Origin of the sequence: Stutzerimonas stutzeri (assembly GCF_038561965.1) — a bacterium.
GTDB lineage: Bacteria > Pseudomonadota > Gammaproteobacteria > Pseudomonadales > Pseudomonadaceae > Stutzerimonas > Stutzerimonas stutzeri_AA.
The window spans coordinates 1067707-1083020 of record NZ_CP139348.1; the positions used below are offsets into that span (position 1 = coordinate 1067707).

At 61.3% G+C, this 15314-nt stretch carries 15 protein-coding genes and 2 tRNA genes; 9 read left to right on the top strand and 8 right to left on the bottom strand.

Features of this window, described 5'->3' with window-relative positions:
- Nucleotides 1-51: 51 nt before the first annotated feature.
- The 9 genes from SM130_RS04760 (at nt 52) to SM130_RS04800 (ending at nt 9842) form a co-directional block, all read left to right on the top strand.
- Nucleotides 52-1062, top strand: coding sequence for a Gfo/Idh/MocA family protein (locus tag SM130_RS04760; RefSeq protein WP_102827003.1), 1011 nt, complete (start codon nt 52-54; stop codon nt 1060-1062).
- 57 nt (nt 1063-1119) lie between these two features.
- Nucleotides 1120-1980 (top strand): sugar phosphate isomerase/epimerase family protein, encoded by an 861-nt coding sequence (locus tag SM130_RS04765; protein ID WP_102827004.1) that lies wholly within the window; start codon nt 1120-1122, stop codon nt 1978-1980.
- A 108-nt stretch (nt 1981-2088) separates the two neighbouring features.
- Nucleotides 2089-3105 carry a Gfo/Idh/MocA family protein gene (locus SM130_RS04770; RefSeq protein ID WP_102827005.1) on the top strand — a complete coding sequence of 339 codons (1017 nt, stop codon included), beginning with the start codon at nt 2089-2091 and terminating at the stop codon, nt 3103-3105.
- A 438-nt stretch (nt 3106-3543) separates the two neighbouring features.
- Nucleotides 3544-4479: a sugar ABC transporter substrate-binding protein gene (locus SM130_RS04775; RefSeq protein WP_041015773.1), complete on the top strand. Its 936-nt coding sequence runs from the start codon at nt 3544-3546 to the stop codon at nt 4477-4479.
- Nucleotides 4480-4622: 143 nt separating this feature from the next.
- Nucleotides 4623-5855: a maltoporin gene (locus SM130_RS04780; protein WP_102827007.1), complete on the top strand. Its 1233-nt coding sequence runs from the start codon at nt 4623-4625 to the stop codon at nt 5853-5855.
- Nucleotides 5856-6072: 217 nt separating this feature from the next.
- The gene (locus SM130_RS04785) at nt 6073-6207 is read left to right on the top strand and encodes a hypothetical protein (RefSeq protein ID WP_342369121.1); all 135 of its coding nucleotides are present in this window, start codon (nt 6073-6075) and stop codon (nt 6205-6207) included.
- A gap of 24 nt (nt 6208-6231) precedes the next feature.
- Nucleotides 6232-7146, top strand: a complete 915-nt coding sequence (locus SM130_RS04790; RefSeq protein ID WP_102827008.1) for a substrate-binding domain-containing protein — start codon at nt 6232-6234, stop codon at nt 7144-7146.
- 58 nt (nt 7147-7204) lie between these two features.
- The gene (locus SM130_RS04795; RefSeq protein WP_181019310.1) at nt 7205-8755 is read left to right on the top strand and encodes a sugar ABC transporter ATP-binding protein; all 1551 of its coding nucleotides are present in this window, start codon (nt 7205-7207) and stop codon (nt 8753-8755) included.
- A 64-nt stretch (nt 8756-8819) separates the two neighbouring features.
- On the top strand, nt 8820-9842 hold the full coding sequence (locus tag SM130_RS04800) for an ABC transporter permease (protein WP_102827010.1): 1023 nt from the start codon (nt 8820-8822) through the stop codon (nt 9840-9842).
- Between the two features lie 261 nt (nt 9843-10103).
- Here the strand turns inward: SM130_RS04800 and ychF are convergent, their stop codons facing one another.
- The 8 genes from ychF to lolB form a co-directional block, all read right to left on the bottom strand.
- Nucleotides 10104-11204, bottom strand: coding sequence for a redox-regulated ATPase YchF (gene ychF / locus SM130_RS04805; protein ID WP_102827011.1), 1101 nt, complete (start codon nt 11202-11204; stop codon nt 10104-10106).
- 24 nt (nt 11205-11228) lie between these two features.
- The gene (pth, locus tag SM130_RS04810; RefSeq protein WP_014597511.1) at nt 11229-11813 is read right to left on the bottom strand and encodes an aminoacyl-tRNA hydrolase; all 585 of its coding nucleotides are present in this window, start codon (nt 11811-11813) and stop codon (nt 11229-11231) included.
- A gap of 33 nt (nt 11814-11846) precedes the next feature.
- Entirely contained in the window at nt 11847-12464 is a 618-nt protein-coding gene (locus tag SM130_RS04815; RefSeq protein ID WP_102827012.1) for a 50S ribosomal protein L25/general stress protein Ctc, read from the bottom strand.
- A 119-nt stretch (nt 12465-12583) separates the two neighbouring features.
- Nucleotides 12584-13525, bottom strand: coding sequence for a ribose-phosphate pyrophosphokinase (locus tag SM130_RS04820; RefSeq protein ID WP_038665423.1), 942 nt, complete (start codon nt 13523-13525; stop codon nt 12584-12586).
- A gap of 78 nt (nt 13526-13603) precedes the next feature.
- Nucleotides 13604-13678: transfer RNA gene (locus SM130_RS04825), tRNA-Gln, on the bottom strand.
- A 58-nt stretch (nt 13679-13736) separates the two neighbouring features.
- Nucleotides 13737-13811: transfer RNA gene (locus SM130_RS04830), tRNA-Gln, on the bottom strand.
- Nucleotides 13812-13830: 19 nt separating this feature from the next.
- Nucleotides 13831-14691, bottom strand: coding sequence for a 4-(cytidine 5'-diphospho)-2-C-methyl-D-erythritol kinase (gene ispE, locus SM130_RS04835; RefSeq protein ID WP_102827013.1), 861 nt, complete (start codon nt 14689-14691; stop codon nt 13831-13833).
- Complete coding sequence (gene lolB / locus SM130_RS04840) at nt 14692-15312, bottom strand: lipoprotein insertase outer membrane protein LolB (protein ID WP_102827014.1); 621 nt, start codon at nt 15310-15312, stop codon at nt 14692-14694. It abuts the gene before it with no gap.
- Nucleotides 15313-15314 lie beyond the last annotated feature (2 nt).

A 15314-nucleotide genomic window follows, 5' to 3' on the forward strand; every position in this document is an offset into this window, starting at 1 on the left:
CCAAACACGCATTGCAAAACAAGAACCCAAACCAAATTGGAGACACGCATCATGACAATCAGACTTGGAGTCATCGGTACCGGCGCCATCGGCCAGGATCACATTCGTCGCTGCAGCTTCGCCCTGGCGGGTTCGCAGGTCGTCGCGGTGAACGACATCAACGCTGACGCGGCGCGCAAGGTTGTCGAAGGGCTGGGCATTCAGGCGGAGGTTTACGCCAGCGGTCAGGAGCTGATCGGGGCGGATAACGTTGATGCCATCCTCGTGACGTCCTGGGGCCCTAGCCATGAGGAATTCGTGCTAGCAGCCATCGCCGCCGGCAAGCCGGTGTTCTGCGAAAAGCCGCTGGCAGTGACTGCAGCAGGCTGCCGCAAGATCGTCGAAGCGGAGATGGCCCATGGCAAGCGCCTGGTGCAGGTGGGCTTCATGCGCCCTTACGACTCGGGCTACCGCGCGCTAAAGAAGGTCATTGACGAGAACGGCATCGGCGCGCCGCTGATGGTTCACGCGGCGCACCGCAACCCCTCGGTCGGCGAGGCCTACAACACCGACATGGCCATCACCGACACCCTGATCCATGAGCTGAACGTATTCACCTGGCTGCTCGACGACCACTTCGTTTCGGCGCAGGTGCTCTACCCGCGCAAGACCTCCAATGCGCTGCCGCACCTGAAGGACCCACAGATCGTCCTGCTGGAAACCGCCAAGGGCACTCGTATCGATGTGGAGATCTTCGTCAACTGCCAGTACGGCTACGACATCCAGTGCGAAGTGGTCGGCGAGACCGGCATCGCCAAGCTGCCGGAGCCGGCCTCGGTGCAGATGCGCAGCGCGGCGAAGTTGTCGAACACCATCCTCACCGACTGGAAGCAACGCTTCATCGAAGCCTATGACGTAGAGCTGCAAGATTTCATCTGCGGCGTGCGCGACGGAAAAATTGGCGGCCCGTCGGCATGGGATGGCTACACCGCAGCCGTCAGCGGTGACGCCTGTGTGCTGGCGCAGACCAGTGGCAAGGTCGAGCCGATCGAGTTGCCAGCGAAACCCGCCTTCTATGCCTGACTGACCATCTGCAGGCGCGAAGTCGCGCCTGCAGCACAAGAACAAGAGGACCTGAACATGCGCATCGCCCTTGATCCCTACATGTACCGCCACCTGCCGATTCCGCAGATGGTCGACAAGGCCGCTGAGCTCGGCTACCAGTACATCGAGCTGTCGCCGCGCGAGGATTTTTTCCCTTTCTACAAATATCCGCGCGTGGACAAGGCGCGCATCCGTGAATTCAAGAAGGCACTTGGCGACACCGGTGTGCAGCTGTCGTCGCTGTTGCCGCTGTACCACTGGGCCGGACCGGATGAAGAGAACCGTCAGGCGGCGGTGCGCAACTGGAAGCGCGCCATTCAGGTTGCTGTGGAGATGGACTGCGAGCTGATGAACACCGAGTTCGCCGGCCAGGCCGACAACGCGCTGATCTGCGAGCAACAGTTCATGAGGTCGATGGACGAGCTGCTGCCGATCTTCGAGCGCGAAGGCATCAAGCTCGATATTCAGGCGCACCCCTACGATTTCTGCGAGCGTAACAATGAGGGTGTCGACCTGATCCGCGGGCTTGATGTGGACTTCGTCAATTACCTCTACGCTGCGCCACATACCTTTTTCTACGACGACGGCAAGGGCGATATCGCGCCGATGCTGAAGTACGCCGGCGACAAACTTACCCACGTGATCATCGCCGACACATACAACCATCGGGGTTCGTCGAACCTGCGCTATATCGTCAACCCGCCGGGCGTCACCGCGACCGTGCACCAGCACCTGGACATTGGCCAGGGTGAGGTGGACTGGGATGCCTTCTTCTCCACGCTGCGTGAGATGAAGTTTGACGGCATTGCCACCGTGGCGGTGTTTGCCTGGGAGGAGCGCGCCGACGAGTCCTGTCGGTTCATGCTCGATAGGGTGAAGCAGGAACTGCTGCGCTGATCGCATATTCCGGCCGCTGCACCCAAGCGGCCTGACCTTTATCTTGCCAAGCCTTTGCCCGCTGCCTCGGTAGCGGCTCTGGCTTCGCCTTGCCGCAAGGAAAATGCCATGCGTATCGGTCTGGTGGGCTACGGCCTGGGTGGGCGCTTCTTTCATGCCCCTTTCATTGTCTCGACACCGGGCTGCATCCTCGTCGGTGTGGTCACGCGCTCAGCGGAACGTCGTGCCGAAGTGGAGCAGGATCACCGCGGTACGCCAGTCTTCGACTCGCTCGCCGCATTGGTCGCAGCGGGGGTCGATGCGGTGGTGATTTCCACGCCGCCCGCAGTACGAACGGCACAGGTGCGCGAAGCCATCGAACTGGGCGTGCCCGTGCTCAGCGACAAGCCTTTCGCCCTGGACGAAGCCCAGGCGCGGGATCTGGCGACACGAGCCGAACGTGCTGGGGTGCCGTTGTGCGTCTACCAGAACCGGCGCTGGGATTCGGATTTCCTCACTGTCAGAAAACTCCTCGAGAGCGGCGCGCTCGGCGACGTCCATCGTTTCGAGTCACGCATCGAAGGCTGGCAGGCTGCCGATCAGGGCAAGGTCGCCGGTGGCGGTGCGCTGCGCGACATCGGCAGTCATCAGTTGGACCAGGCACTGCTGCTGTTCGGGCCGGTGGCGTCGATCTATGCCGAGATGAGCTACGTGGACGAGTCGCTGGACTGCGATTACTTCGTCTCTCTTAGTCATCGCAACGGTGTGCGCTCGCACCTGTGGGGCAGTTCCATCCAGCATGCACCCGGCCCGCGGCTTCGCATCAATGGTAGCCAGGGCTGCTATCGCATCGAACATCTGGACGGGCAGGCCCACGCCTTGTTCGATGGCCAGACGCCCAAGGCGCTCGGCAAGCGCTGGGGAGCCGAGGAGCATCTGCGCTGGGGCTGGTTGCAACGCGGCGATGATCGCGAATTGATCCCCTCCGAGCGCGGTCAATGGCCTGCGTTCTACCGGCAGTGGATCGCCGCGCTGAAAGGCGAAGGCAGCATGCCGGTAAGGATGGAGGAGGTGCTGAGCACTCAGCGACTGCTTGACGCCGCTCGCCAGAGCGCTGCGTTGGGTCAGGTGCTTCACCTGGCGTAGCGACGCGGCGAATGTTGCCCATGGCGGCGTTACCAGGCACGGCGGTTCGTAGCGTCGCGGCTGCTCGAAGCAAGATTTCCATGCCTGGTTGAAGCAAAATATAAATTCCAAAATATGTTGTACTGGAATTTACATTCCATTACATTCGGTCTCGCAGTTGACGTTTCATCGTCCACTTCGCCAGTCGTATCAGCGTCGATCGGACGAGCCCCCAAAAAACAATAAAGGTGCCGTCAATGAAGATCCCGAAAACCGCCCCGGCCCGCGCGGCTGGTACCTCGATACGAGAGTTGGCCTCGCTGCCGCTGTTTAGCCTCCTCGCCTGCCGTCCTGGTACGGCTGCGCCCCCTTGAACATGGTTTGCGCTCGCTGGCAGCGGCTGAGCCTGCATGCCTGCACGCTCCACCCATTCAAACAAAAACAACGGAGTTACCCATCATGCGTATCAAGACACGAATTGCCACCTTGGCACTTTCCCTGCTCATGACCAGTACCGGCGCCATGGCCGAACTCAAGTTCGGTGTGAGCATGTCGCAGTTCGACGACAACTGGCTGACCTACCTGCGCGAATCCATGGCTGGCAAGGCTAAGGAGGAGGGCGTGCAATTGCAGTTCGAAGATGCCCGCAGTGACGTGGTCAAGCAGCTCAATCAGGTGCAGAGCTTCATCAGCCAGCGAGTCGACGCCATTATCGTCAACCCGGTGGACACCGCAGCTACTCGCAACATTACGCAGGCGGCGGTCAAGGCTGGCATTCCGCTGATCTACGTGAACCGCCGCCCCGACGACGAGAAACTGCCTGAAGGCGTTATCACCGTCGCCTCGAACGACCTGGAAGCTGGCCGCCTGCAGATGCAGTACTTGGTAGAAAAAATGGGCGGCAAGGGCAACGTGGTGATCATGCTCGGCGACCTGGCGAACAACTCCACTCACAACCGCACCAAGGGCATGAAGGAAGTGCTGGCCAAATACCCGGGCATCACCGTGGTCGAGGAGCAGACCGCCAACTACATGCGCGACAAGGGCATGGACCTGATGAGCAACTGGCTGCTGTCGGGGCGCGAGTTCGACGCTGTCGCCTCCAATAATGACGAGATGGGCATTGGCGCGGCGATGGCCCTGCAACAGGCCGGCCGCGGCAAGGACTCGGTACTGATCGGCGGCGTCGATGGCACGCCGGACGGCCTGGCGGCGGTCAAGCGCGGCATGCTCGCCGCCTCGGTATTTCAGGATGCCCGCGGCCAGGCGCACGGTACCGTCGAAGCAGCGATCAAAATGGCCAAAGGCGAGCCGGTCGAGCAGACCCTCTGGATTCCCTACGAGCTGATCACGCCGGAGAACGTCGAGTCCTTCCAGGCGCGCCTCAAGCAGTAACGCCAGCGGCGGCCGCGCATTCGCGCCGGCCGCCTGAGCAGCCCCAATCGTTTCATCCCGCCCGTTTTGCGATCTCCCCGGCTTCGCGGGCATCGCTTGCCTTCAGGAAAAGGCAGCGGGCTATCTCGACCAAGGAAAACAACATGAAAACAATAACAACAGCAACCACTTCACTCTTCGTTTTCGCTGCGTTTGCCACGCCGGCGGCCATGGCGCTGGAAACCGAAGGCTACTTTCGCATCGGTGCCGGTGGCTCGAGCGGCTCCAATTCCCAGCAGTGCTTCCAGCTCCCCGGTGCCGCTTCCAAGTACCGCCTGGGTAACGAATGCGAGCAACTGATCGAACTGGGTGCCTGGCAGGACTTCTTCTCGCTGGACGATGGTTCGCGAGTCGGCTTCTACGGCATGGCCCAGCTGTTCAACGAGTACGACCATACCCCGCAATTTACCGGTGACCATGGCCGCGCGCGCATGGTCCAGGCCTATGGCTACTGGCGGGACGTGGCTGCGCTGAACGGCGGCTCGCTGTGGGCCGGGCGTCGCTACTACAAACGTAACTCCATCGATATTTCTGATTTCTTCTACTGGAATCAGAGTGCCACTGGGGGCGGCATCGAGGACGTGGAGATCGGCGGGCTACGCTACAGCTACGCCTTCTCGCGCAAGGACAACCTCGATCAGGCGCGCTACATCAATCGGCACGACTTCAATGTCGCCGGCTTCAAGACCAATCCTGGCGGTGAACTGGAGTTGGGCGCTAGCTACATCGACAAGCCGACCTGGCAGGACGAAGCCAATAGCGGCTGGGCGCTTACGGCGCAGCACAAGCAGAGCGAGTTTCTCGGGTTGGGTGGCACCAACACCCTGGCGCTGCAATACGGCGCCGGGCCTGGGATCGCGCTGGGGTCGACCGGAGACGTCGGCCTCGACAGCGACAGCACCAGCTATCGCATCGTCGAGTTCTTCGACTGGCAGACCTCGCCGCGCTGGGGCGGACAGTTCCAGATCGTCTATCAGAAGGACCGCCGGCCGGACGATGACGATCAACACTGGTTCTCAGTCGGCGCACGCACCGTCTACGGCTTCACCGAGCAGTTCAAATTCGCTACCGAGCTTGGCCATGACCGTGTCCGTGCACCCGGCGGCACCCGCACGCTTAACAAGTTGACGTTGGCGCCGACGTGGTCGCCTAACGGGCCGACCTTCAAGGGCGCACATCCCGAAGTTCGTTTCTATGTCACCTACGCCCAATGGAACCGCGCCGCGCAGCAGGCGGCGAGCGAGTTGGTGGCGGGCTCCGCGCTATCCGATACCGGCAGTTTCGGCAGCGCCCGGCACGGCACCAATTTTGGCGTGCAGGTCGAGCATTCTTGGTAGAAAAACAAATAGAAAATAAATTGCATTTAGCGATTGAAATGGAATTTATAGTCTACTAGAGTCCATTGCAGGTTGACGACAAGGCGGGTGTCGCCCAGTGCACGCCCGCCACAACAAGAACAAAGACCGCAAAAAGGTACTGTCGATGAAAACCACTACACCCGCTCGCCGTGCCCTGCCTGGACTATCCCTGCGCCGGGCTGCCCCACGCATTCTAATGCTCTCTATTTCAACCCGCTTGCGCGCCCTGCTTCGCAGCCTGGGCCGGCTCCATACGGCCTGCGTCTGTCAGCAGCGTGACGGACGGTTGCTCTGCGGCCTCGCCGTAACCGGCTTCATCACGCTCGGCTGACCACATTCATCGCGGGGAAATGGCATGTCCAAACGCATCCTTACGGCCATCGGCTTCGGCCTGTGGCTTCTCAGCACCCAGGCCTTCGCTGAGCTGCGCATCGGTGTAGCAGTGGCCCAATACGACAACTACATCGCCTACCTGGTGCGCGCCATGCAGGAACGTGCCGCCGAGGTTCCTGGCGGGGCAAAGCTCAACCTGGAAGACGCCGGCGGTGATGTGGTGCGTCAGATCAGCCAGGTTGAAAGCTTCATCAGCCAGGGTGTGGACGCCATCATCGTCAACCCGGCTGATACCGCCGCCACCGGAAAGATCACTGAACGGGTGGTGGCCGCCGGCATCCCGCTGGTTTATCTCAACAGCCGGCCCGAAGTAGAGCGCTTCCCCAAGGGTGTGGTGTTCGTCGGCACGGACGAACACGCCATTGGCGAGATGCAGATGCGCGCCTTGGCTGAGCGCATGGGTGGCAAAGGCAACCTGGCAATTCTGTTGGGACGGCTTGCCCACGACGACACTCGCAAGCGCACCGAAGGCGTAAAGCGCGTGCTGGCGGAGTTCCCCGAGATCCGCGTCGTCGAGGAGCAGTCCGGCGATTGGCAGCGCGATCAGGGTATGAACCTGATGAACAACTGGCTGCTGTCCGGCCGCGACATCGACGCGGTCGCGGCCAACAACGACGAGATGGGCATCGGTGCCGCCATGGCCCTTCGTCAGGCTGACAGCACTCTGCCTGTGGCAGGTATCGACGGAACTCCCGACGGCCTGGCGGCGATCGACCGTGAACAGCTGGCGCTCAGCGTGCTGCGTGATCCGGCGGCGATGGGCGCGCGCGCCCTTGACGCGGCGGTCGGCCTTGTCCAGGGCGAAGCGCTGTACGGCGACATCTGGATCGATGTGCATCTGGTAACGCGCGAAAACAGTCAGCAGTACCAACGCTAAAGCAATACCGCAGCCATCGGCGCGGGGCGCCGATGGGGCCCCAATGGAGACGATGCAAATGCTCAGTTCCGCTGCCAAGACCTATACCACCGAGCCAGCAATGCTGCACCGCTCGGAATACCTGCTGGAGATCATCAACGTTCATAAGGGCTTTCCTGGCGTCGTCGCGCTGGACGATGTGCAGCTGCGCCTGCGTCCTGGCACCGTGCTGGCCCTGATGGGCGAGAACGGTGCCGGCAAATCGACCCTGATGAAGATCATCGCTGGTATCTACCAGCCCGACGCCGGCGAGCTGCGCCTGCGCGGTGAACGGGTCGAATTCCAGACCCCGTTGCAGGCGCTGCAGGCCGGTATCGCGATGATTCATCAGGAGCTCAACCTGATGCCGCACATGACCATCGCCGAGAACGTCTGGCTCGGCCGCGAACCACTCAACGCGCTGCATCTGGTCGATCACGGTGAAATGCGCCGACGCACCCAGGGTCTGCTGGAACGGTTGCGCATCCGCCTCGATGCGGACCAGCCGGTGGGTGAGCTGAGCATCGCTGCGCGGCAGATGGTGGAGATCGCAAAAGCGGTGTCGTATGACAGCGACGTGCTGATCATGGACGAGCCCACCTCGGCCATCACCGAAACCGAAGTGGCGCACCTATTCGAGATCATCGCGGACCTCAAGGCGCAGGGTAAGGGGATCATCTACATCACCCACAAGATGGATGAGGTGTTCAACATCGCCGATGAGGTGGCGGTGTTTCGCGACGGCGCTTACATCGGCCTGCAACGGGCCGACAGCATGGACGGCGACAGCCTGATCTCGATGATGGTCGGCCGCGAGCTTAGCCAGCTATTCCCTGAGCGCATGGCGCCGGTTGGCGCGAGCGTGCTGTCGGTGCGCAACCTGACGCTGGATGGCGTATTCCATGACGTGTCCTTCGATCTGCGCTCCGGCGAAATTCTTGGTATCGCCGGACTGATGGGCTCGGGTCGCACCAATGTCGCCGAAACGCTGTTCGGCGTGACGCCCGCTACCAGCGGCGAAGTCATTCTCGACGGCGAGTCGATCCGCATGACCGACCCCTGCAAGGCCATCGGCAAAGGCATGGCGCTGCTCACCGAAGATCGTAAGGACACCGGGATCTTTCCCTGCCTGAGCGTGCAGGAAAACATGGAGGTGGCCGTGCTACCGCAGCACACCGGTGCCGGCTTCGTGCACGAAAAAGTACTGCATGAACTCTGCGAAGAGATGCGTCAGACCTTGCGTGTCAAGACGCCCTCATTGGAGCAGTGCATCGGCAACCTTTCCGGTGGCAATCAGCAGAAGGCGCTGCTGGCTCGCTGGCTGATGACGAATCCACGCATCCTCATCCTCGATGAGCCCACCCGCGGGATCGACGTCGGCGCAAAGGCGGAGATCTACCACCTGATCTCCAAGCTGGCCGAGCAGGGCATGGCCGTGATCATGATCTCCTCGGAGCTGCCGGAAGTGCTGGGCATGAGCGACCGCATCATGGTCATGCACGAAGGCGAGGTGATGGGCTTCCTGGATCGCGGCGAAGCGACGCAGGAGCGGGTGATGCATCTGGCTTCCGGCATCAGATCTTTGCACTGACGCCACTGACTGAACGGATAGCTGCGCCCGTTCGGGGCGCGGCTCGCAAGCGAGGACAATAACAATGAGCGCCATTTCCGAGAACAAACCCCTCGAAGCCCCGGTACGTTCGCGTCGGCGGATGCCGACGGAGCTGAGCATTCTGCTGGTGCTGATTGGCATCGGCCTGATCTTCGAGGCCTTCGGCTGGATGGTTCGGGACCAGAGCTTCCTGATGAATTCTCAACGGCTGGTGTTGATGATCCTGCAGGTGTCGATCATCGGCTTGCTGGCTATCGGCGTGACCCAGGTGATCATCACCACAGGTATCGACCTGTCTTCCGGCTCGGTGCTGGCCTTGTCGGCAATGGTTGCGGCGAGTCTGGCTCAGACCTCCGACTTCGGCCGCGCGGTATTCCCCTCGCTGACCGACTTGCCGGTCTGGGTGCCAGTGATGGCCGGCTTGGGCGTCGGACTGCTCGCCGGCGTAATCAACGGCAGCATCATTGCCATCACCGGCATCCCACCGTTCATCGCCACGCTCGGCATGATGGTGTCGGCCCGTGGTCTGGCTCGCTATTACACCGAAGGTCAGCCGGTGAGCATGCTCAGCGACTCCTACACGGCCATCGGCAGTGGGGCGATGCCCGTCATTATCTTTTTAGTCGTCGCGCTGATCTTCCACGTAGCGCTGCGCTACACCAAATACGGCAAGTACACCTATGCCATCGGCGGCAATATGCAAGCCGCGCGAATCTCCGGCATTAACGTCAAGCGCCACCTGGTGATCGTCTACAGCATTGCCGGGTTGCTGGCTGGGTTAGCTGGCGTCGTCGCCTCGGCCCGCGCTGCGACCGGCCAGGCGGGGATGGGCATGGGTTACGAGCTGGACGCGATTGCCGCGGCAGTCATTGGCGGCACCAGCCTGGTCGGCGGGGTAGGGCGGATCACCGGGACCGTCATCGGCGCGCTGATTCTCGGTGTCATGGCGTCGGGCTTCACGTTCATCGGCGTCGACGCTTACCTGCAAGACATCATCAAGGGCATGATCATCGTCGTCGCCGTAGTGCTCGACCAATACCGTAATAAGAAGAAGGCCAAGCGATAGATGCGTGATGACGAGGCGGAGCGATCGCTTCGCCTTGTGTGCCGCTGGGTACTGCCTCTGGTGTTGCCGGTCGGCAATCTACTCGTCAGCCTCCAGCCTGGCAGTCAGAGATTCGAGTAACTTGGAAAAGTCACGTCGCCTTGAAAGACTCCACGATCCGTCGCGGCCAGCGAAGGCTACAGGCTGAGATAACGCTCCCGCCACTACGAAAAAAGCCCCTTGGCCGGGAGGCCAAGGGGCTTTCCATGTGGAGCCAGTGGCTCAGACGTTGAAGCGGAAGTGCATCACGTCGCCGTCCTTGACGATGTATTCCTTGCCTTCCAAACGCCATTTGCCGGCTTCCTTGGCCCCGGCTTCACCCTTGTACTGAATGAAGTCGTCATAGGCGACTACTTCGGCACGAATGAAGCCTTTCTCGAAGTCGGTGTGGATCACTGCCGCGGCCTGCGGGGCGGTGGCGCCGATTCTGACGGTCCAGGCTCGGACTTCCTTCACGCCAGCGGTGAAGTAGGTCTGCAGGTTGAGCAATTCATAACCGGCGCGGATCACGCGGTTCAGGCCGGGCTCTTCGAGGCCGAGGGACTCGAGGAACATGTCTTTTTCTTCGCCGTCATCGAGCTCGGCGATCTCCGCTTCGATCTTGTTGCACACCGGTACTACGGGTGCACCCTCGGCGTCGGCGATGGCCTGGACCACGTCGAGCAGCGGATTGTTCTCGAAGCCGTCTTCGGCGACGTTGGCGATGTACATCACCGGCTTGCTGGTGAGCAGGTGAAAGCCTCGGACCAAGGCCTTTTCGTCATCACCCAGGGTCTTCATCAGGGTGCGCGCCGGCTTGCCCTCGGTGAAGTGTGGGATGAGCTTCTCAAGCAGGGCTTTCTGCGCCACGGCTTCCTTGTCGCCCCCCTTGGCGTTACGGGAGACTTTCTGCAGTTGCTTCTCGCAGCTGTCGAGGTCGGCGAAGATCAGCTCAAGGTCGATGATTTCGATGTCGCGCTTGGGGTCGACGCTGTTGGCAACGTGAATCACATTGTCGTCCTGGAAGCAGCGCACGACATGGGCGATGGCATCGGTCTCGCGGATGTTGGCGAGGAACTTGTTGCCCAGGCCTTCACCTTTCGAGGCGCCTTCCACCAAACCGGCGATATCGACGAACTCCATGGTGGTGGGAATCACCCGCTCCGGCTTGACGATCGCCGCCAGCGCATCGAGACGTGGATCGGGCATCGGCACGATGCCGCTGTTCGGCTCGATGGTGCAGAACGGGAAGTTCTCCGCCGCAATACCGGATTTGGTCAGGGCGTTGAACAGGGTGGACTTGCCGACGTTGGGCAGACCGACGATGCCGCAGTTGAATCCCATAGTGATCTAGCCTCGGAGTTAGGTTCAGGCCTTCTGGCTGTGCAGGCGCTGCATGGCGCGTGTCCAGTCGCCGGCCAGGATTTCGGGCACGACATCCAGTGCGAAGTCGATGCTGGCGTCGAGCTTTTCGCGCTCGGCCTGCGGCGCACGCCCCAGCACGTAACCACTGACCAGGCTGGCGTGGCCGGGATGGCCGATACCCAGGCGCAGGCGATGAAAGCTGTTCTGATTGCCGAGCTTGGCGATGATGTCGCGCAGCCCGTTGTGCCCGCCATGACCGCCGCCCTGCTTGAGCTTGGCGACGCCGGGGGGCATGTCGAGTTCATCATGGGCGACCAGGATGGACTCGGGAGGAATTCGGAAAAAGCCGGCCAATGCCGCCACTGCCTGACCGCTGCGGTTCATGTAGGTAGTGGGGATAAGCAGACGGATGTCTTCACCCTGATGGCTGAACTTGCCGACCAGGCCGAAGTACTTGCGATCATTGCTGAGCGAGACGCCTTCACGGGCAGCCAGGCGCTCAACGAAAAGAGCCCCCGCGTTATGCCGGGTCTGGTCGTATTCAGGGCCTGGGTTTCCCAGGCCGACGATCAGTTTTACGGCAGTCACGACGGGGGCCTCTTCTTCGGCTATGCGAGTGGATTACTCGGCAGCGCCTTCTTCTTTCGGAGCGTCGTCCTTGCTCACGCGCGGAGCATGAACGTTGGCAACCGGCAGGTCACTGCCGTGGGCCAGGGCGACCAGCTCAACACCTTTCGGCAGCTTGATGTCGGTCATGTGCAGAACCTGACCGACTTCAACGTTGGCCATGTCGACTTCGATGAATTCCGGCAGGTCTTGCGGCATGCAGGAAACTTCGACTTCGTTGAGGTTGTGCAGGATCTCGCCGCCTTGCTGCTTCACGCCAACCGAAGACTCCTGGTTGATGAAGTGCAGGGGAACGGTAGCGGTCAGCTTGTGGCCGGCAACGACGCGAACGAAGTCGGCGTGCAGGACGAAGCTCTTAGCCGGGTGACGCTGCAGTGCCTTGATCAGAACGGATTCGTCCTGGCCATCGACGTTCAGGGTCAGAACGTGGCTGAAGGAGGCTTCGTTCTCCAGCAGCTTGGCGAAATCCTTGGCCAGAATGCTGATGGACTGCGGGGCCTTTTCGCCACCGTAGATGACAGCCGGAACCAGGGCGGCGTTACGACGCAGGCGGCGGCTCGCACCTTTCCCCAGGTCGGAACGCACTTGGGCATTCAGAGTGAAATTGTTCATGGTGATTCTCCAGTAGCAACATTACCTGTCGCGCTTGCGACCAGCGCTCGGGCTGTTGGGCAAAAAGCCCCGCACGAGGCGGGGCACATTACGTTCAGTGCGATTCGCGAAGCTTGTGCTTAGCGGAACATCGCGCTGATCGATTCGGCATTGCTGATGCGGCGTACCGCTTCAGCCACCACTGGCGCGATGTCCAGTTGGCGAATTCGAGTGCAGGACTGCGCAGCGGCCGATAGCGGAATGGTGTTGGTCACCACCAGCTCGTCGAGCACGGAACCTTCGATGTTCTCGATGGCGCGGCCGGACAGGATCGGGTGCGTGCAGTAGGCATAAACCTTGGCAGCGCCATGATCTTTCAGCGCCTTGGCTGCATGGCACAGGGTGCCGGCGGTATCGACCATGTCATCGACGAGGATGCAGGTACGACCATCGATGTCACCGATGATGTGCATCACTTCGGACTGGTTGGCTTTCGGCCGACGCTTGTCGATGATCGCCAGATCTACCCCGAGGGACTTGGCCACGGCACGGGCGCGGACCACGCCACCGATGTCGGGGGAAACGATCATCAGGTTTTCGAAGCGCTGAGCCTGGATGTCATCGACCAGCACTGGCGAACCGTAGATGTTATCCACCGGCATGTCGAAGAAACCCTGGATCTGGTCGGCGTGCAGGTCGACGGTCAGAACACGGTTGACGCCAACGACGTCGAGCATGTCGGCAACGACCTTGGCGCTGATCGGAACTCGAGCGGAACGTGGGCGACGATCCTGGCGGGCATAACCGAAGTAGGGGATCACAGCGGTGATGCGCGACGCAGAGGAGCGGCGGAAGGCATCAGCCAGAACCACCAGCTCCATCAGATTGTCGTTGGTCGGGGCGCAGGTCGGCTGAATCAGAAAGACGTCCTTACCGCGAACGTTCTCGTTGATCTCGACACTGATTTCGCCGTCGGAGAACTTTCCGACGTAGGCATCACCGAGGGGGATATGCAGCTGACGTACGACACGTCGGGCCAGGTCGGGGTTGGCGTTCCCCGTGAAGACCATCATCTTGGACACGCGCAGTACCTGCCTGAGGGTGGGTCCGATGAATAAAAAGCTGTTCAAAAGGCAAGCTCTTGAACAGCTTCAAGTGTATGGCAGGGGCGGCTGGATTCGAACCAACGCATGCCAGGATCAAAACCTGGTGCCTTACCGCTTGGCGACGCCCCTGTAGGGTCAACTTCTATCTATCCCGTGCGCTTTCGATCATACGAACCTTGGGAGGTTATGGCAGGGGCGGCTGGATTCGAACCAACGCATGCCAGGATCAAAACCTGGTGCCTTACCGCTTGGCGACGCCCCTGTATCGTACAACCTGTGTGCTACGCACTCGCTTCCTGCGCCAGTTTTTCAAGGCTTCGGTGCAACATCGAAACGTTACGACCGCGTGCCACGAAACTTGGCAAAGTGTCTGGAAGTTGGCGGCGGACTTTATCAGCCTCGCCTTCGTTTGGGAAGCTCCCAAACACACAAGCTCCAGTGCCAGTCATGCTTGCCGGAACGAATTTGTTCAACAAGCTCAAAGCGTTACGAACTTCTGGATAACGCTTCTCGACTACCGGCTGACAGTCATTATGACCGCCCCCTGCAAGAAGGCTGCGAACTGTAATGGCCGGGGTATTACGTGTCAACTCTGGGTCGGCAAATATTTCCGCTGTACTAACAGAGACTTGCGGCGCGATTACGAGGAACCATGGCTCGGGTAAATCGACCGGTTGCAGACGCTCGCCGACTCCCTCTGCAAACGCCGCCCGGCCGCGGACGAACACCGGTACGTCGGCACCCAGGGTGAGCGCCAGTTCGGCCAGGCGATCCTCGCCGAGGTGCAGGTTCCACAGGTGATCGAGACCTAGCAGGGTGGTCGCTGCGTCGGAGCTGCCGCCGCCGATGCCGCCGCCCATGGGTAGGTGCTTGAGCAAGGTGATGTCGGCACCTAGCGGGCAGCTGCTTGCGCGCTGCAACAGGCGCGCCGCGCGGACGATCAGGTTGTCGTCGTGACCGACCCCTGGTAGCTCGGCGTGCAGACGGATTTTGCCATCTTCACGCAGGCGGAAGCCGAGTTCGTCGCCATGGTCGAGAAACTGAAACAGTGTCTGCAGCTCATGATAACCATCGGCGCGGCGGCCGGTGATGTGCAGCATCAAGTTGAGCTTGGCTGGCGCCGGCAGGGTGAGTGTCTGCATTCAGCGGCCTAGCTGCCGTGGTTGCCAATCCTTGACCACCAAGGTGATCTGCAGGTCGTGGCCTTGCAGGCGGATGCGCTCGGGCAGAATGAAGCCGTTGTGTTCGGCATAGGCCAAATACTCAACCTGCCAGCCGTCTTGCTCCAGGCGTGCCAGGCGGCTTTCGCTGTCCAGGCTCAGACGACTGCGGCTGTCCGGCGCTGGCAGCCCGCGCACCCACCAGAGCAGGTGGGATACCGGCAACTGCCAGCCGAGCTGCGCTTCGACCAGCGCTTCCGGCGAGTCCGCTTCGAAGCGACCCTGGCCAGCTACTTCCAGCGATACAGCGTTCGGCCGGCCAGTCAGTCGCGTGGCGCCACGGCCTAGCGGCCCGGACAGGCGAATGTCGAAATAGTCCTGGCGTTGCAGCCAGAACAGCGTGCCGCTGCCGGATTCCTGCGGTGCGCGAATGCCGATTTTTCCGCTGATCTGCCAGCCATCGAGGGTCTCGACCTGGCTGCGGTGCTCTTTCCAGGCGGCAGCATTGCCGGCGCCTTCAACCGATTCGCGTGTACCGAGGCCGGCACAGCCAGCAAGCAGCAGTGCCAGGCAGGGAGCGAGTAGTTTTTTCAGCAGGGGCATGG